Origin of the sequence: Streptomyces bacillaris (assembly GCF_003268675.1) — a bacterium.
GTDB classification, from domain to species: domain Bacteria; phylum Actinomycetota; class Actinomycetes; order Streptomycetales; family Streptomycetaceae; genus Streptomyces; species Streptomyces bacillaris.
Map to the genome: position 1 here is coordinate 1,585,959 of NZ_CP029378.1, position 18,193 is coordinate 1,604,151.

The 18,193-nt window shown below is 72.1% G+C and carries 13 protein-coding genes; 6 read left to right on the forward strand and 7 right to left on the reverse strand.

The features are described from left to right. The first annotated feature begins 44 nt into the window (after positions 1-44). Entirely contained in the window at positions 45-710 is a 666-nt protein-coding gene (locus tag DJ476_RS34410; protein ID WP_404827467.1) for a hypothetical protein, read from the forward strand. Between the two features lie 35 nt (positions 711-745). On the opposite strand, the gene DJ476_RS06380 is transcribed toward DJ476_RS34410, so the two are convergent. The 3 genes from DJ476_RS06380 to DJ476_RS06390 form a co-directional block, all read right to left on the reverse strand. Further along, positions 746-4,906 carry a caspase family protein gene (locus DJ476_RS06380; protein WP_112490063.1) on the reverse strand — a complete coding sequence of 1,387 codons (4,161 nt, stop codon included), beginning with the start codon at positions 4,904-4,906 and terminating at the stop codon, positions 746-748. A 41-nt stretch (positions 4,907-4,947) separates the two neighbouring features. Beyond that, positions 4,948-5,865: an alpha/beta hydrolase family protein gene (locus DJ476_RS06385; protein WP_112490064.1), complete on the reverse strand. Its 918-nt coding sequence runs from the start codon at positions 5,863-5,865 to the stop codon at positions 4,948-4,950. Positions 5,866-6,011: 146 nt separating this feature from the next. After that, positions 6,012-6,668 (reverse strand): response regulator, encoded by a 657-nt coding sequence (locus DJ476_RS06390; protein WP_112490065.1) that lies wholly within the window; start codon positions 6,666-6,668, stop codon positions 6,012-6,014. Between the two features lie 195 nt (positions 6,669-6,863). Between DJ476_RS06390 and DJ476_RS06395 the strand changes: the two genes are divergently transcribed. The 4 genes from DJ476_RS06395 (at position 6,864) to DJ476_RS06410 (ending at position 11,775) form a co-directional block, all read left to right on the forward strand. Beyond that, positions 6,864-7,874: an ABC transporter ATP-binding protein gene (locus DJ476_RS06395; RefSeq protein ID WP_112490066.1), complete on the forward strand. Its 1,011-nt coding sequence runs from the start codon at positions 6,864-6,866 to the stop codon at positions 7,872-7,874. A 5-nt stretch (positions 7,875-7,879) separates the two neighbouring features. Then, positions 7,880-8,683 (forward strand): ABC transporter permease, encoded by an 804-nt coding sequence (locus DJ476_RS06400; protein WP_112492452.1) that lies wholly within the window; start codon positions 7,880-7,882, stop codon positions 8,681-8,683. 90 nt (positions 8,684-8,773) lie between these two features. Further along, positions 8,774-10,420, forward strand: coding sequence for a sensor histidine kinase (locus DJ476_RS06405; protein ID WP_318294413.1), 1,647 nt, complete (start codon positions 8,774-8,776; stop codon positions 10,418-10,420). 170 nt (positions 10,421-10,590) lie between these two features. Then, positions 10,591-11,775 carry a BTAD domain-containing putative transcriptional regulator gene (locus DJ476_RS06410; protein WP_112490067.1) on the forward strand — a complete coding sequence of 395 codons (1,185 nt, stop codon included), beginning with the start codon at positions 10,591-10,593 and terminating at the stop codon, positions 11,773-11,775. A 36-nt stretch (positions 11,776-11,811) separates the two neighbouring features. On the opposite strand, the gene DJ476_RS06415 is transcribed toward DJ476_RS06410, so the two are convergent. Next, positions 11,812-12,480, reverse strand: a complete 669-nt coding sequence (locus DJ476_RS06415) for a cutinase family protein (protein WP_103421741.1) — start codon at positions 12,478-12,480, stop codon at positions 11,812-11,814. A gap of 183 nt (positions 12,481-12,663) precedes the next feature. Between DJ476_RS06415 and DJ476_RS06420 the strand changes: the two genes are divergently transcribed. After that, the gene (locus tag DJ476_RS06420) at positions 12,664-14,343 is read left to right on the forward strand and encodes a peptidase M23 (RefSeq protein ID WP_112490068.1); all 1,680 of its coding nucleotides are present in this window, start codon (positions 12,664-12,666) and stop codon (positions 14,341-14,343) included. Positions 14,344-14,424: 81 nt separating this feature from the next. Here the strand turns inward: DJ476_RS06420 and DJ476_RS06425 are convergent, their stop codons facing one another. From DJ476_RS06425 to DJ476_RS35415, 3 genes are all read right to left on the reverse strand, one after another. Beyond that, positions 14,425-15,477: an alpha/beta hydrolase gene (locus tag DJ476_RS06425; RefSeq protein WP_208853571.1), complete on the reverse strand. Its 1,053-nt coding sequence runs from the start codon at positions 15,475-15,477 to the stop codon at positions 14,425-14,427. Positions 15,478-15,565: 88 nt separating this feature from the next. Continuing rightward, positions 15,566-17,299, reverse strand: coding sequence for a penicillin acylase family protein (locus tag DJ476_RS06430; RefSeq protein WP_318294416.1), 1,734 nt, complete (start codon positions 17,297-17,299; stop codon positions 15,566-15,568). Then, positions 17,182-18,060 carry a penicillin acylase family protein gene (locus DJ476_RS35415; RefSeq protein WP_318294417.1) on the reverse strand — a complete coding sequence of 293 codons (879 nt, stop codon included), beginning with the start codon at positions 18,058-18,060 and terminating at the stop codon, positions 17,182-17,184. The genes DJ476_RS06430 and DJ476_RS35415 overlap by 118 nt, the downstream gene beginning before the upstream one ends. Positions 18,061-18,193 lie beyond the last annotated feature (133 nt).

Consider the following 18,193-nt stretch of genomic DNA (forward strand, 5'->3'; position numbering starts at 1 on the left):
CCACCGACCGGGACCGTCCCCGCGCACCGGTCCTGGCGGGAGCGGTGTTCGTCGGCGCCGCCCTGGTGGCGATACCCGTGCTCCTGATGGGCAGCGCGAACGACGAGGAGCCCCGCAACAACCCGGCACCGGTCGCCGGGAGCGCCGACACGGTCCTCAACCCCGGTTCGGCCCCGGCGGCCCTGGACGACTACGTGATGGTGAAGCCCACCCCTTCCCCGACCGAGCAGAAGAAGGTCACCCCGCCGAAGGCGGCCCCCGCACCGGAACCCAGGACGAGCGCCCCGCCGAAGCCCACGCCCACCCCCACGCCCTCCCCGAAGCCGGAGGCGAAGCCCGAGCCGAAACCGGAGCCGAAGCCCAAGCCCAAGGCGGCCCCGCAGCCGAACTGGGGCACCCTGACGGTCTCCGCGCCCAGCTCCATCGGCGTCGGCCAGTCCTGGGCCACGAACCGCATCCGCATGACCATGCAGCAGGACGGCAACCTCGTCGTCTACAACGAGCAGAACAAGCCCATCTGGGCCGCCATGACCTTCGGCCAGAACCACCGCGCGATCTTCCAGCCGGACGGCAACCTGGTCATCCACAACGGCGACGACCGCCCGATCTGGGCCGCGAAGACCCACGACTTCGGCGGCGCCCGGATGGTGCTGCGCCCCGACGCCAAGGTGGTCATCGTGCACAACGGGCGGGTGGTCTGGTCGACCTGATCCGGTGCGGCGGGCTCCGGGCCGGCCCTCTCGCCTCAGCGCTCCAGGACGACCACTTCGTACCCGGCGCCGACGACGAGTTCGCCGCCGGGGGCGAGGGCGACGGCGCGGGGATCGACCGGCATCCGGATCTCGTGCAGCAGGGAGCCACGGCTCAATTCCCAGACGCGGAGAGCGAAGTGACAGGCTCCGACGGCCACCGGCACCCCGTCCAGCAGACCGAACTCCACATCGGACACCCAGCCGTTTCCCAGGCGGAGCAGCTGCTTCCGGGCTCGTAGATCCCAGACCTGCAGGCCACCATGGGCGGTGGCGGCCAGGACCACGGCGTTCTGTCCGTCGGTGCCGCAGGCCAGCGCGTTCACCTGATCGGTGAGGCCGGTCAAGGTACCCACCCGTCCATGGTCGGTGAGATCCCAGACATCCACGGACCACCCTTCCTCGTCGGGCCATCCGTTCTGCGCCCTCACCGCCAGCGGGCGCCCGTCGACGAGAGCCCATGTCAGAGATCCCAACTGCCGGACGGCAGCGGGAGTGGTACTGATCTCTCGACGCTCCAGGTACCAGACACTCGTGGGGCCCCTGCCGGAGCCCGGGGCCCCGAACAGGGCAACCGGTTCACCACCGAGGTGTCCGCAGGCCAGAAAGGTCGGGTGCTTGGCCTCGGCCCTCCCCGTCTCCGACCCGCTCGCGAGATCCCACACCCGGACCGTGTCGTCGTGTCCGCTCGTCACGGCCATCGGTGAGCCGGCCACCGTGGTGCACGCCATCCGCGCCACCCAATGGGTGTGCCCTTCCAGACGGCGCAGTTCCCTCCCCGAGGTCAGGTCCCACACGCGGCCTGTGTGGTCGTGGCTCGCCGACACCGCGACGGTGGCCCCCTCCAGCACCGCGCATGCGACCGCCGACACTCTGCTGGAATGGCCCGAAGGCTCCACCTGCTCATCCCGCTCCTCCAGGCTCCACAAACGCACCGACCCTGCGCTGTCGGCGCTTGCGGCGACCGGACGGCCGTCCACCTTGGTGACGGCGATGCAGTGCACCCAATCCCGGTGGCCGTTGAGCCGGGCGAGCAACCGGCCTGTCGGCTGTTCCCTGAGCTCCATCGAGCCGTCCCCGTACCCCACCACCATGACCGGACTGCCGTCGAGTTCCGTGAAAGCGATGGCCGACACCCAGCCCCGGCCGACCTGGACAGAGGTGACGACGGCATCCGTGCCCGGCTCCCGGAATTGCAGCCGGCCGTCGCGGTAGCCGAGGGAGACCAGCGGACGGCCGTCCTGGACGAGGGTCGAGACCGCTCGGCAGTCCACGGAATCGTGGATCTCTTTCCCTTCTCCCGTGCCCAGGTCCCAGCACCGCAGCGAGCCCCATGGCGAACCGACGAAGACCAGGGTCGTTCCCTCCATCTGTAGGCAGACCAACGGAAGGTCTTCCTGCCCTCCAGCAGTTCCCGGAAAGTTCCCGCGTACCTCCCCGGTCCGGAAATCACGAGTCCAGGCCGAGCCGTCCGGGCCACAGCCGACGATGAGCACCTCACCGTGGAGCCGCGTACAGGACAACGCCGCAACGGCGGGCTCGATTCTCCACTCATCGACCTCGTCGGCGGTTCCGCCCTCCTCCCGCACCACGAACTGCCGGGCCGCCGTGGTCCGGTCGAGGTCCCAGACGCGTACGGTTCCGTCCTTGGAGGCGGTCACCGCATACGTGACCCCGTCCACCTCCACACAGTCCATCGCGGTCACCGTACGGGTATGGCCGTCCAGGGTGGCCACACAGCTCTGCTCCGCCGGATCCCAAATTCGGACCGGGCCGCCGAGCTGGGCGCTGAGCACCACCGGCATCCCATTCAGCTCGGTCGAGACCAGCGGGTCACCGGCAAACGAATCCAGCTCGCCCCGGAACAAGCTGCTCGTCTGGGAGCCGGTCGCCCAGCGCGGTGTCCATTCCAGGTGGCGCCCCAGTGTCTTCCGGTGGTGCTCCAGGCGGTAGCGGGCCGCGTCCACCGCCAGGACCTGGGCGCGTTCATGGGCGCACAGATCCCGGTAGAGGTGGGCCGAGGTCCGGTACATCGTGCGGACGCGCCGGGCCGCCTCGTCCCGTACGCCGTCCATCGCGGCCAGCAGCCCGTCGGGGTCGGCGTGGACGAGGAACCACGCGTCCTGGAGCAGACGTTCGAGGTCGTCGGAGGCGGCGGCGTGGCCCGCCAGATGGGCGTGGACGTAGGGGTGCGCGCGTTCCCAGTCCGGGCCGTCGCCGTGGGTCCTCGGCGGCACCGAGGACAGCAGTTCGGCCGTCATCCGGCGCTGGTCCTCGCGGCTGCGCCGCGCATCGCGCAAGTGCTCGGCCAGCGCCTCGTGGTAGAGCCGGAACACCGACCGGCCCTCACCTGCCTGCACCTCCACGATGTAGGCGCCCGCCTGCCTGAGCAGCCAGTCCACGTCGTCGTTGCTGCACTTCTCGCCGGAGAGGGCCGCCGCCAGCGGGGCCCAGAGCGAGTCCCAGGGCAGGCCGGTCCCCTCCGCGTACGCCAGGGGGCGCAGCAGTCTCCGTACCCGCTGCTCGTCGTCCCCGTACCGGGCCAGATAGGCATCGAAGGCCTGGCCGACCTCGGAGGGCAGCTCCTCCTCCCAGCCGGGACGGGAGACGTCGGGGGCCAGGTCGCCATGGAGCAGGGCCCGTACGGTCATCCGCGCCACCAGGAAAGAGCGGCCCGCGCGCCGGGCGACCGCGACGGCCACGGCCTCCCGGTCCTCGGCCGTCGGGCCGCCCGGCATCTCCGTCAGCGCGCGCCGTGCGTACTGCTCGATGTCGTCGCGTCCGGTGTACGCGTCGGTGTCCAGGTCGATGATCTCTACGGCCCGGCCCAGCTCGGGAATCATGGTCCGCCGGGTGCCGATCAGCAGGCGCAGGTTGTGCAGGGCGGACATCGGCCGGAGCAACTCCCGGGCGATACGCTGCGGTTCGCGGCCCCCGACGCCGGTGCCCGCCTCCTCCAGCGCATCGACCAGCACTGTCCGCAGCGGGCCGGTGTACTCCGCGAGCCCGGCCAGCAGCTGCGCCGGACCGTCCGCCTCCACCTCCAGCGCGGCGGCCAGCCGGGCGGTGAGGCTCTCCAGGGTGGTGCCGTGTGCGTGTACGGAGACCGTCACCGAGCCGGGCGGCGGCAGCAGGTGGGCGGGGGCCTCGGGGTGGTCCGGGCGGGCCAGCGCGAGCAGCCGGCCCAGGACCGCCGACTTCCCGGACCCCGGGTCCCCGGTCACGACCCGCGCGCGGGCGTCGTGGACGGGTTCGCGCAGCCAGCCGGCCACCGTGGCCAGGGCCTGGAGGCGCCCCACGAACCAGTCGCCGGGCTCGCTCGCGTACTCCACCCCCCGGCCCCGCGGGCCGAAGTGCGCGGTCCACTCCCGCTGCGACTGCACGTCCATGGCCTCGTCGGGCAGGCCCGGCCGGTACTTCGGGTTGGGCAGGAACGGCGGGACGGCCCGGCCGGACACCGCGTGGTAGCTCGCGCACTGGTCCGGGCCGTGCTCGCGGAGATGGCCGTTGACCTGGCCGGTCACCGTGGGGATGTCCAGGTAGCGCTGGCGCATTCCGGCCGTGCCCGCGCGGACCGCGCTCTCCAGCGCGGTGACGAAGGCGTGGTCGTACGCCGCCTCGCGGGACCGGGCGGAGGCCATCAGCCACAGCCCGTCGGCGTCCGGCGGGCGGGAGTCCACCAGCTGGCCGGTGACGTTGGCGATCTCGGCCGCGCCCAGTTCCGCGTAACAGGTGTCGAGCAGGAGGAGGGCGTGGCCGACCCTCGTGTCGACCAGCAGGTCCGCGAGTTCGCGGGTGGCGAGCGTGGTGCTCACCCGGTTGTGCTTGCTGGTGCGGCAGGTGAGCCGGTGGCTGCGGTCGTCCCGCAGGCCGTGCCCGGCGTAGTACACGACGAGGACGTCCTCCGGGCCGCGCCCGTCGGCCTTGAGCCAGTCCTCCAGCCCGGCGCGCACCAGTTGGGCGTCGGGCGCCCCGGCCAGTTCCGGGAGGATCTCGGTGTAGCCGAGGGAGGAGAAGAGGGCCTTCACCCGGCGCAGGTCGTCGGGGACACCCGGCAGGTCCGCGAGCGCGGGGTCCTCCGTGAACGTGTGGGCGCCGAAGGCGAACACGTACCGGTTGAGACCGTCGGTGGCTTCTTCCCCGGGAGCGCCCGTCATCGGGCCGTCCGTCGTCGAGCCATCTGCCGTCGTGCCCTCTGTCACCGGGCCAGGCCCGTGGCGATCGCCGTTCCCGTCTCCACGGCCGTCAGATAGGACCGCATGCTGTGCATGTCGGACCCGTTGTCGACCGGCAGGTCCACGACCTCCGGGCCGAAGCGGGGCGCGAGGTCGCGGACGAGGGCGACCACATCGCCGCTGTCGGCCAGGTTGGTCCACCGGTCGACGGCGGCCGGCCAGACGCCCGTGCCGTCCTGCCCGGGGGCGGGCTCCAGGCGGTCGAAGACCAGCTTCGCCAGACCCAGCGGGGAGCCGAGGGTGACCAGGGTCAGTGACTTCTGCCCCGGCGGGAGCGCGCACAGCACTTCGTACGCGACCACCGAACCCAGCGAGTGGCCCACGACCACCCGGGTCTCGGGCGTGATCAGCTCCGCGGCCCGGGCCCGTACGGCGGAGCGCAGTTCGGGTTCGGTGAAGTAGCGGCGGACCTGCTTGAGGTCCGAGATGAGCAACCGGTCGGAGACCGCGCCGAAGAACCGTGTACGGGTCAGGGCGTCCAGTGCTCGGCGGACCCGGTCCACGGTCAGCGGCCGGGAGGCCAGATGGCCGACGGCACCGCGGGGAGCGGGGCCGGGGCTCCCGGCCGGGCCGGTGTCCGGTCCGGGGATGCGCGGGTCGAGCCGGGCGGCCTCCCGCCACCAGGTCTCCAGCAGCTCGGCCTCGAAGCCGGGCTCCACGTCCTCCGCCCGGTAGTACGGCTCGCCCCGCGTGCCGGGCCGCCGGTAGAGATCGCCGTATCCGGCGCAGACGGTTTCGCCGTCGGCCAGCCGTCCGAGCGTGGAGTCCCGGCGCAACGCGAGCCCGACCCCGCCGCGCAGGGCGGGCTCCACCTCGGCCAGCAGCGTCTCGGCGGTGTCGAGCTGCCGCCCCACTCCGTGCACCACGACAACTCGGCTCATGCTTCCCCGATCCCCGGATCCCCCGATTTCCGCATACGTGCTGCGGTGCTTCCGACGCGAGCATACTGGGACACGGGTGCCGCCGATTCCCTTACAGAACAACTCGCCTGACGTGCAGTCAGTTCCGTACCGTCAGCTCTGTCCGGTCAGCCCCGTCCCGTCAGCCCCGCCTCGTGCGCGGCGATGGCGGCCTCCACCCGGTTGCGTACGCCGAGTTTGCCGAGGATCGCGCTGACATGGGCCTTCACCGTTCCCTCGACGAGGTGCAGCCGGGCGCCGATCTCGGCGTTGGAGAGCCCGGCCCCGAGCAGCGCGAGCACCTCCCGCTCCCGCCCGGTCAGCCGGTCCAGGGGGCGCCGGTGGCTCACCGCGCCGGGGAGGCGGCCCGAGCGCAGGCCCTCGACGACCCGGGCCGCCACCCGGGGCGAGAGGTAGGCACCTCCGGCCGCCACCGCGTGCACACCGGCCAGCAGCTCCCGGGGGTCGTCCGCCTTGAGCAGGAAGCCGCTGGCCCCTTCCCAGAGGGCGCGGGCGATGAAGTCGTCCTCGCCGAAGGTGGTCAGCATCACGACCCCGGTGCCGGGCAGTTCGCGGTGGATACGGGCGGCCGCCGCGATGCCATCGAGTCCGGGCATCTGGATGTCGACCAGGGCCACTGCCGGCCGGTGCCTGCGGACCGCCTCGACCGCCTCGTGTCCGTCGGCGGCCTCCGCCACGACCTCGATCGCGGGGTCCCTCGCCAGGATCGCGCGGACCCCCGCCCGGACCATCGCCTCGTCGTCCGCGATCAGCACCTCGACCATCGGAGCATCGTAACGACCCCTGCCGGAAAGCCCCCTGTCGAACGTCCCGCACCGCCGCGGACACCTGACGAAAGTAGGGGGTCGGAACACTCCCCGGCGGCCGATGTGCGCCGGGGATCGCGTTTCTACGGTCGGGAGGACAGCAGAGGACTGCAGAGGGCAGCACAGGAGCCCCACCCACCGGAAGGAACCGACGTGATCACCTTGAGAGGGCTGACCAAGCGCTACGGCACGACCGTCGCCGTGGACGGGCTGACGCTGGACGTCGCGGAGGGCCGGGTCACGGGCTTCCTCGGTCCCAACGGCGCCGGGAAGTCGACGACGATGCGCATGATCCTCGGACTTGACCACCCCACCTCCGGGGAGGCGCTCATCGGCGGCCGGCCGTACGCCTCCCTGCGTCACCCGGTACGTGTGGTGGGCGCGTTGTTGGACGCCAGGGCCCTGCACCCCGCCCGCTCGGCGCGCAGCCATCTGCTGGCGCAGGCGCACAGCAACGGCATCCCGGCACGCCGGGTGGACGAGGTGCTCGACGAGGTCGGGCTGACCACGGTGGCACGGCGGCGCACCGGGGGGTTCTCGCTCGGCATGTACCAGCGGCTCGGCATCGCCGGCGCCCTGCTGGGCGACCCCGAAGTGCTGGTCCTGGACGAGCCGGTGAACGGCCTCGATCCCGACGGGGTGCGCTGGGTACGGGAATTGGTCCGCGCGCAGGCGGACCGGGGGCGGACCGTCCTGCTCTCCAGCCATCTGATGAGCGAGATGCAGCTCACCGCCGACCAGCTCGTCGTCATCGGCCGGGGGCGCCTGCTGGCGGACAGCCCGATGGCATCCCTCCTCTCGGAGAACTCACGGCCTTCGGTACGCGTACGGGTGCCGCACCCCGAGGACCGCCGCACCCTGCTGACCCATCTCGACGGTGAGCGCGAGGCGGGAACAGCCCCCGGTTGCACGGCCCTTGACGGCGCGGAGCCCGCGACCAGCGCACGGACCGTGGACGGCGCGGAGATCGTGGTGGAGGGGAGGACCGCCGAGGAGATCGGGGATCTGGCCCACCGCCTCGGCATCCGGCTCCACGAACTCCGTTCCGTGACCGCTTCCTTGGAGGAGGCGTACATGGAACTGACCGAACGCAGCGTGGAGTACGCGGCCCCGCCGGTCCGGGCCGGGCACTCCCGTACCACCACGACACCGGACGGGGTGTGACCGCCATGAGTACGCTGTCCCCCCGTCCCGCCCCCGCCGCGCCACGTGCCCTTCCCGCACCCACGGGCGGCGGGCTCCCCGGTGCGGTCCGTGCCGAGTGGACCAAGCTCCGGTCGCTGCGCTCCCCCTACATCTGCCTGTCGGCGGGCGCCCTGCTGACCGTGGTCTTCACCTTCTACTACGGCTCGATCGCCAGGATCAACGACCATCCGGTCCAGCCCCTGGGCAACGCGACCGTCGCCTCCGTCGTCCTCGTCCAGTTCGCGGTCGTCGTCCTCGCGATGGTGGCGGTGACGAGCGAGTACACGACCGGCAGCGTCCGCTCCTCCCTGCTGTGGGTGCCGGTCAGGCGCCATGTGCTCCTGGCGAAGTCGCTGGTGGCCGGGGCGGTGGGGTTCGGCGCCGGGCTCCTCTACGCGGTCCTGGGCATGGCCGTCGCCTGGCCCTCCTTCGACGGTCACGCCACCTTCGACGCGGCCGAAGCTACGGCCCAGGCGCTCGCCATGGCGGCCGTTCTGGCGCTGACCGCCGTCCTGAGCGTGGGCGTCTCCTTCGCCCTGCGGAACGCGGCGGGCGCCCTCTCCGCCCTCTTCGGTCTGCTGTCCGCCCTCCCCGCCCTCTGCGTCGGTCTCGGCGGCACGTTCCTCCTCACGGTCGACAGCTACCTTCCGCAGACCGCCGGCGGCCACTTCCTGCTCGGGGACGGCGGCGCCCCCTACCCTCGGTGGGCCGGTCTGCTGATCGTGGCGGCCTGGGCCGCAGTCGCCCAGCTGGCGGGCCGGGCTCTGCTCGTACGGCGGGACGCATGACGGCCGGGGCGGACCGAGCGGGTCGAGCGGGCTGAGCAACGGTGGCGGACCAACAGGGCCGGTGGCCGGGAGAGAGAGAAGGAGACGGACGTGGTGGGGACCTCGACGGCGACGGGACGGTGGAGGCCCGTCCTCCACGACACGGCCCTGTGGGCGGCGCTCTCCGCCGCCGGTTTCTACGCCTACACCGACCGCGCGGCCCCCTCCCTCACGTTGGACCTGCTCCTCCCCCTGTCCGTGCTGGCGGTGGCGGTCCCCGGGAGCCGACGGCGGCCGGGAGCGGCCGTGTTCGCCGCCAACGCGCTCTGCGCGGTGGGGCTCGCCGCCACGCCTCCGGCGGCGAGCCCGTACCTCCTGGCCCTTGCCGCCCTGGCCTACCTGCTGGGGGTCCGGGGCACCGACACCGGCAGGGCGCTCCTGCTCCTCGGCACCTGTGTGGCCGTCGACCTCGCGGTCTGCGCCGTACTGGCCGTCGACGCGGTGTACTGGTTCTACGTGCTCGCGCTCGTGCCCCTGGCCCTGCTCCCGGCCTGGCTGGCGGGCCGCCACCGGCAGGCGCGGCTGGCCCTGGTCCACGGGGGCTGGGAGCGGGCGCGGGTCCTGGCGGAGCAGCAGCGGTCCGTGGCCGAGCGGGCGGGGCTGCGGGAGCGTACGAGGATCGCGGCGGATGTGCACGACTCCCTCGGCCATCAGCTGAGCCTCATCGCGCTGCGCGCCGGTGCGCTGGAGCTGTCCCCGACGCTGAGCGGGCAGGACCGGGCCGACCTGGCCGGGCTGCGGGCGGACGTCGCGGACGCGGTCGGGCATCTGCGGGAGACCCTCACCGTGCTGCGGGCGGACGAGGACGCCCCCGGCACCGCGCCCCGGGGCGCCTTCGTGGACGCTCCCGGCACCGCGCCTGCCGCCGAGTCCGTGGACGCGCTCGTCCGCAGGGCCCGGGAGGCCGGTGTGGCGGCGGAGGTGCACCGCGAGGGCGAGCCGCCCCTCCGCTCCCCCTTGATCACCCGTACCGTCCACCGGGTGGTCCAGGAGTCCCTGACCAACGCCGTCAAGCACGCCCCCGGGGCCGCCGTCCGCATCCACCTCACCCACCGGGACGACCGCGCCACCGTACGGGTCACCAACTCCCCGCCCCCGGAAGGCGCATCGCCCGCTGCTCCCCCGGCCCCCGGCGGCGGCCACGGTCTCACCGCCCTCCGCGAGCGCGTCCAGCTGGTCGGCGGAACCCTGCGTACGGGGCCGTACGGCGACGGTGGGTACGAGGTGTGCGCGGTCCTGCCGGACGCGGTGGGCGGCCGGCGCCCCTCGGACGGACCGTACGCCCCGCAGGGGCCGGACCAGGACCCCGGGCCGCTGCACGGACTCGCCGACGCCCGCCGCCGTACGAGGCGGCGCTTCGTGGTGGCGTTCGCCGTCCCGGCGGCGCTCGGCGCGGTCATGCTGGTCTCGGCCGCCCTCCTCGCCCATCAGCTCACCGCCTGCGTGCTGCGCCCGGCGGACTTCGCCGGACTCCGCACCGGCCGGACCAGCACCGAGCTGGCCCGGGTCCTCCCCGAGCGGCAGTTCCCCTACGTACCGGACCGGGTGGCCGACGATCACCCCGAACCCCCCGGGACGGTCTGCGCGTTCTACCGGTCGAACGGCAATCTGCTGGAGCAGGTGGACATCTACCGGCTCTGCTACGCGGACTCCCGGCTCGTGGCCAAGGACGTTCTGCCGGGCACGCGGCGCGGCTGACCGCGCCCCAGCCCGCCCGGGCTCGAAGACGACGGATACGCGCGGACGCGAAGACGACAGGCGCTCGCGTCTGTCACTCCGGATCGTTCCGGATGCCCGGCCCCGGGCTCCCCCCACTACTTTTCGACGGCGCCCGCAAGACCGACCCGTCCGGAGTCCGGGGAGCAGCGATGCCGACGACCGTCACCACCGACCGCCCCACCACCGACCCCGTCGACCGTTCCGCGGTCACCACCCTCACCACCGCCCCCGACGGCCTGACCGCCGCCCTCACCCACCATGAGCGCCAGGTGCTCTCCGCGGTCGGCTGCGGGCTGCGGGACGACGAGATCGCCGCCGCCCTCGCCCTCCCCGAGGAGGCCGTGGCCGGGCATCTCGCGCGGGTGCTGGTCAAGCTCGGCCTGCGGGACCGGGCCGCCGCCGTCGTCCACGCCTTCGACTGCGGGCTGGTCGTCCCCGGGCACGGCCCCCGGGCCCGGGCCGCTCGACCGGCCGCCCGGGCGGTCTCCGTACGGAAGGACCCCGTGCAGAAGGCCCCTGTGCAGAGGGTCTCCGTACAGGCGACCTCCGTACGGGCGGTGGCGCGGCCGCAGGTGCGGATCTCACTGCTCGGGCCGTTGCAGGCGTGGCGGGGCGGCCGGTGTCTGGAGCTGGGGCATCTGCGTCAGCAGGCCGTTCTGGCGGCGCTCGCGCTGGGGGCGGGACGGCGATGTCTCAGCCAGCGGGAACTGCTGGACGACGTCTGGGGGCTGGAGCCACCGGCCACCAATGTGGTGCCGGTCTACATCTACCGGTTGCGCAAGGCCCTCCACGACGGCTGCGCCGGCGACGACCGAGGCGGGGGCGGCCCGGACGCGGTCATCGAGCGCGGTCCCCGGGGCTACCAGCTCGCCCCGGGCGCGGTCGAGGTGGACGTGGCCCGTATGGAGGAGCTGGTCGCCGGGATCGGACGGGCCGACCGGGCGGGCGATCCGCTCCAGGCACTCCATCTCTGTTCCCAGGCACTGGAGTTGTTCCGGGGCGAACCGCTGGCCGGGCTGCCGGGGCCGCTCGCCGAGCTGGAGCGGCTGCGGCTCGTCGAACGCAGGGTCGCCATCGTGCGGCGGAAGGTGGAGTGGCAGCTGCGGCTCGGTCAGGACACGGAGGCCATCGACGAGCTGTTCGCCCTGTCGGCGGCACACCCCCTCAACGAGCCGCTGGCCGCGATGCTGATGCGGGCGCTGTACCGGGACGGCCGGCAGGCCGACGCGCTGACGGTGTTCGAGCGCGCCCGCCGCCGGCTCGCGGACGACCTGGGGGTCACCCCGAGCCGGCTGCTGCGGCGGGCGCACCAGATGATCCTCCGGGGCGAGTGAGACCCCGGATCACGTCACCGGGTCACCGGCCATCGGTCACCAGGACGCCGGGTGCCAGACGCCGTTGTACCACTGCTCGTTGGCGGTGTTGTTGTGGTGGTCCATGTTGAAGTCGTGCGGGTAGTTGTTGATGTGGTTGTGCGGGTACGTCCAGATGCCGGCGGACTCGTCGCAGACGTAGTCCCAGTGGCAGATCGTCTTGACGGGGACGTTGCCGAAGAACTTGTCGGCGCCGGCGAGCGGGGCGCCGACGATGCCGCCGAACGGCACGGATCCGCCGTTGGCCCCGGGGCCGCCCTGGCGCTTGGGGTCCGAGATGAGGATGGCGTTCACCTTGTCGAAGGTCTGCCAGTTCTCGGTGACCCAGATGTGCACGACCGCGGCGCCCAGGGAGTAGCCGCCGATCTTGACGTGCTGGTTGGGACAGGCGGCGCGCTGGTCGCGTACCAGCCGGTTCAGCTCGTTGACGCCCGCCCGGGCGCTCGCGCCGTTGGGGATCGTGGTGGGGTAGCCGACGTGCTGCTGGATGTTGCCGGTGAAGCCGTCCCGGTCCCAGGAGCTTCCCGTACCGCCGACGACGATGGTGTACGTGCCTCCGCACGGGGCGGCGGGCTGTGCCGCCTGGGCCGTGGACGTCTGGGTCACCGAGAGCCCTGCCGTGAGCAGAAGTCCGGCCACGGCGGCCGCCATCCTCTTGATCCGCATGCGATTCTCCCCATCTGGTCTGTCTGCTACGGCTCCCGACCCTGGCAGCGGCCGATGACATCCCGATGAAACGCGCGATGAAACGGACACGGAAACGGACAGGGCCCGATTCCATCGTCATTTCACCGCCGTCTTCTACTGTCGGCCGCCCACGACAGGCGTTCATGACGGAAAGGCACCCTCATGGCAAGATGCGGCTTACACCGCGTACTCACCCGGCTGGCCCTGCTGGCCGGTGTCTGGGCGGCGGTGATCGCGATGACCGCGTCGGTCGCGGTCGCCCGGCCCGTACCCGGGTCGGGTTCCGCGTCCGGTCCGCCGCGGGGCGACGACCGGTCCGGCGTCTCCCGGTATTTCGCCGGCCCCGAAGGCCTGGCCATCCCGACCGCGCCGTGCGACCCGGCCGGTCCTTCGGGCGGCGACGGCACCATGGCCGCCCAGCTCAACCCGCAGCTCCGCAACAAGATGGCCGGCCATCTGGACGCGTACCGGATGTCGTGCGCGCGCATGGTCACCCAGGCGGTGAAGGAGCGCGGGCTCAACCAGCGGGCCGCCGCGATCGCCATCGCCACGATCATCGTCGAGTCCAGCATGAACAACTACTCGCAGGCCGTCGACCACACCAGCATCGGCCTGTTCCAGCAGCAGGACTGGTGGGGCAGCCGGGAGCAGCGGCTGAACCCGGCCTACGCCACCAACGCCTTCCTCAACGACATGGAGCGGCGCTATCCGAACGGTTCGTGGAACAGCGCCCCGATCGGTGAGGTCTGCTGGCGGGTGCAGCAGCCCCGGGAGGACCTGCGTCATCTGTACGGGATCGAGGCGGCCGACGCCACACTGATCGCCAACGCCCTCTGGGCGGGTACGGGCGGTGGGCCCAAGCACCCGTACGCCTCGGGCCGGGTGGTGTCCGGCCGGTCGGCCGACGGGCGGCTGGAGGCGTTCGCCGCCGGGGCCGACGGGGTCCACCACGCGTGGCAGACCTCGGTGAACGGCGCCTGGTCGACCTGGCGTTTCGTGGGCGGCCCACGCAACGCGCAGCTCGCGGTGGCCTCCAACGCGGACGGGCGGCTGGAGCTGTTCGCCCTCTCGGACAGTACGTTCGACCACATGTGGCAGACCGGGCCCAGTGCCGGCTGGTCCGCCTGGAAGAACTTCGGCACCGGCGGGCACCGGCTGGCGGCGGGCCACAACGCCGACGGCCGGATCGAGGTCTTCGCCTCCAACGCCCAAGGGGTGTTCCACCGTTGGCAGACCGCGCCCAGCGGCGGCTGGTCCGCCTGGGAGGGCACGCACGGCGGGCCGCCCAACGCGCGGCTGGCCATGGAGAACGCGCCGGACGGGCGCCTGGAGGTCTTCGCCCTCTCCGACTCCACGTTCGAGCACCTCTACCAGACCCGGGTCAACGGGGGCTGGTCGGCCTGGGAGAACTTCGGCACCGGTGGACGCGCCGTCGCCGTCAGCCACAACCAGGACGGCCGGCTGGAGGTGTTCGCCTCCAGCGGCGAAGGGGTGTTCCACCGCTGGCAGACCGGCCCGGCCTCGTGGTCGGCGTGGACCGGCACCGGCGGCATACCCGACGCCGAGCTGGCGACGTCACGGTCGGTGGACGGGCGGGTCGAGGTGTTCGCCATCAACGGGGCCACCGCAAGCCAGAGTTGGCAGACCCGGCCGAACGCGGCGTTCTCGCAGTGGGAGACCTTCGGCGGCGGAGGCACCTCGATCGGTACGGCCAACAACGCCGACGGCCGGATCGAGGTCTTCGGTACGAGTCACGCGGGCGTCTACCACCGCTGGCAGACCGGCTTCTCCACCTGGTCGCAGTGGGCCTGGCTGAACGATTCCGGTCCGGCGATCAACTGAGGGCACAGATAAAGACCTTGGCAGCGCGCGCCCGGAGAGAACCCCGGGCGCGCGTTCCTGTGTCAGGCGCTCCTGCCTGGATCAAGCAGTGGAGAACTCCCGCTCCAGCCTCGGGATCAGATCACGCAGCGTCTCCTCCCAGCAGCCGCCGTTGTGGTGGCCGTCGCACCGGGTGCCCCACCCGGCGCCGTCGCCGTAGTTGACGTAGTAGTAGGACATGCCCAGGGCGTCCATGGCCTCCTTGACGTTCTTGGCGGCGCCCGCCACCCAGAACTCCAGGCTGTTGACCGCACCGCCCCCGTCGCCGGTGTAGATGGAGACCCCGATGCCTGCGGCGGCCAGCTTGGCCATGTTCTGGGACGGGTCGACCTGGTTCCACCGCCAGTCGGCGTTGAACACCGGGTAGGGCGAGCCGAACGCGGCGTCGCTGTCCACGGCGGGCTTGTACGGGGAGTTGTTCGGGTCACAGGTCCCGGACGCCAGGGCGCAGAGCGCGCCCTCCCCGTCGATGAGGGAGGCGACGACGGCCATCCGCAGGCCCATGTGGCGGACCGAGAAGTCGATGTCGCCCGAGAGGGAGGCGGTGTGGCTGAACAGGTCGGGGCGGATCTGGGCGTAGTGGAAGGCGCCGAACCCGCCCATGGAGACGCCCGCGACGGCCCGGGCCTTCTTGGCGGCGACGGTCCGCAGGTTGGCGTCGATGAACGGGATCACCTGCTGGAGGTGGAAGTTCTCCCAGTTCTGCGCACCGGCCGCGGTCTTCTGGTTGAGCCAGTTGGTGTACCAGCCGCGCGCCCCGCCGTCCGGGATCACGGTGATCATGTCGTCCGACATCGTCAGCGCCGGGTAGTTCTGCCCGACGGGGTCGTCGGGCGAACCGTGCAGGAAGTACAGCACCGGATAGCGCCGGTCCGGGTCGTCGTAGTAGCCGCCCGGCAGGATGATCTTGATGTGCTGTTCGCCCGCGACCTGGGGCGTGGTCACGGTGAGATGGAAGTTGGTGGCGCTGCCGACCGCCGGTCGGGCCTCGGTCAGCCCGAAGCCGTACGTGAAGGGCGGCGGCGCGGAGGCCGCGTCGGCGGCCCGTACCGGAGCCGCCGGGGCGACCACGGCCACGGCCACCGCCGCGACCATCCAGGCCACCGCGAGCCGCCACCAGTGTGCTGTTCTCGTCACTGTCTTCCCCCAAGTGGGTTCGTCCGCAGGGTGGGTCATGTCCGGATCAGTCAAGGACCTTGATCCGCAAGGCCGGTGAAGCGGCGATCTGCTCCTCCGTGAAGCGTTCGGTCACCCAGCCACCGGCCGAGAACAACTTCGTCTGGTCGGCGTAGTGCGGTGAATTCGGGTTGGCCGACTGGGAGTAGGCCAGGACGGAGAGCGCCTGCGGCGGGCCGTCGGCGGTGAACCGCACCTGCTGGATGAAGCTGGAACCGAAGACGATGTCGAACTTCCCGTCCACCTGGCCGGGAGTGATCACGTTGAGCACGCCCAGCTGGCCGAGCGAGCCGTGGATCGGGATCTGCTCACCGCCGCGGGTGACCTTCTGGACGTCCGACAGCGGGGCGTTCAGCGCGATGCCCGCCGTGCGCAGCGCGTGCACGGCCCGGGCGAGCGCGTCGCGGAGGGCGGAGCTGCCGGTGTCCAGCGAATTGGGCGTGTGCACCGGGTTCTTGGGGTCGAAGGGCACCCGCCACGGCAGCTTCTCGACGCCCTGGCCGCCCAGCAGATAGGCCCAGTAGTGGGCGAAGAGCCAGGAACCCCGGCTGTCCGTCGTGTAGTCGTGGCTCTTCCAGCCGGCCAGGACCGGACACGCCTCGCTCACATTGACCAGGTTGCCGTCCACCAGGACGAGCCCGAAGGGCACGTTGCGGCACATCGTGACCGTGGCGCCGAGCGCCAGGTCGGCCGCCCTGCTGTTGTCGGCGAAGAGCAACTGCCCCATGGTCTGCGGGGTGAAGCCCTTGCCGGGCAGGCCGTCGGTGCCGTCGATCCGCTTCCGCGCGGTCAGGATGAGCTCCTGCGTACGCAGCGACCGGGGCGCGGCGGTGTCCCCCATCACCCGGGGGAAGGCGAGCGGCTGCTCGGGGTTGGCCAGCCACGGGCTGTCGTTGGCGTTGCCCACGAAGTCGTTCCGGATCAGGCGTGGTTGCACCTTCGGGGAGAGCAGCCCGGGCGCGACCGCGTCCGGGTCGTCGGGCCAGTCGCAGGCGCTGCGCTTGCCGTCGAGGATGGAGACCGGTGTCGCGTTCGGCAGCCGTAGCGGCTGGTAGAACAGCAGTTGCCCGGTCAGGGTGAGGCAGGAGCGCGCGTGCTCGTCGGTGATGTTCGGGACGGCCTGGATGTCCGCGTACAGCGCCTTGCCCGTGCGGTCGGAGGCCACGGTGTTGAAGAAGGGGACGCCCTGGGTGGTCTCCAGGATGTCCACCACCTCGTGGACGTCATCGGCCTGGTCGAGCCGGAACCAGGTGTTGAGTGCCCGCAGGTTGTGCATGTTCACATCGCGTACGGCGTGCGCGCTGACCACCCAGGGCAGATCCTGGCCCTGGATCGCGGTGGTGACGGGCCCGTACCGTGTGGCCCACAGCGTCCGGCCGACCTTGGCGAGGGAGCCGTCCGGCTGCCGTACGTCGACCTCCACCCGCTGCGAGGTCATCTGCTCCCACGCCCCGTCCACCAGGTACTTGGTGGGGCTGAGCGGGTCCACCTGGACGTCGAAGAGTCCGAAGGGGGCCACCGTGGCGACCGTGTGGCTCCAGGCCACGTTCTCGTTGTAGCCGATGTTCACGGCGGGGAAGCCCAGCAGGCTGGCCCCGGAGACGTTGACCTTCCCGGGGATCGTCAACTGGCTCTGCCACATGCGGTTCTTGCCCTGCCACGGGAAGTGCGGGTTGGCGAGCAGCATGCTGGTGCCACCGGAGACGCCCTGCGATCCGACGGCCAACGCGTTGCTGCCCATGCCCCGTTCGCGGCCCTCCGCCATCGCGTCACGGATCTTCGCCGCCGTCTCCTCGGGCGAGGGTGAGGGTGAGGCCGCGGGCGGCCGCTGTTTCCGGGCAGCCGAGGGGCAGGGGAGGCTGGGGCGGTCGAGGTCGCCGAAGCGGCCGAGGCGCCCGGCGGGGCCGCGTTCACCTGGCCTTCCAGCAGCGGGTCGGCGCTGCCCATGATGATCTCGGCGTGCGCGTGCCGGTAGACGTCCAGCTCGGTGATCGGCCGCACCCAGTCCGCGCCCCGGCAGGCCGGATCGGTGAGACCGTCCACGCCCGTCTCGGCCAGGTACCGGTTGTAGCCCTGGACATAGCCGCGGATGGCTTCCCGTACCTCCGGCTCCGGACCGTCGGGGGCGGGCTTGTCGAGCAGCCGCTCCACCACCCGGTTGTCCTTGATCCGCTGGAAGTACAGATCGCTGTTGAGGTTGGAGGTGGTGTTCTGGTCCTGGCCGGGGCTCGCCCTGCCGTCCGGCCCCAGGTGGCGGGAGCGCTGGGCGTTGACCATGAGATAGGTGTCGGCCAGGGTGCAGATGTTGTCCCGTGCCGAGGCGTAGCCGTAACCCGTTCCCAGCCCCTCCCAGTCGGAGGCGATGATGTGCGGGATGCCGTACTCGGTGTAGCGGATCGTCGGCCGGTCCGGCCCCTGTCCGGCGGCGGACGTCCCCGTGGCCGCCGCCGAGCCGGTGAGCACCGGCGTGCTCAGCACGGCCACCGCGGCCAGGAGCGCCACCGGCAGTCTCGCCCCGGCTCTCCCTCGTCTCTCTCGTAGTCTCCTCCGTGCCATCGCCGTTCTTCCCCTCCCCTGTCGGGCCCCCTGCCGTGCGGGCCGTCGCCGGAACGCGGCCACGCTAAGGAGGACCGAT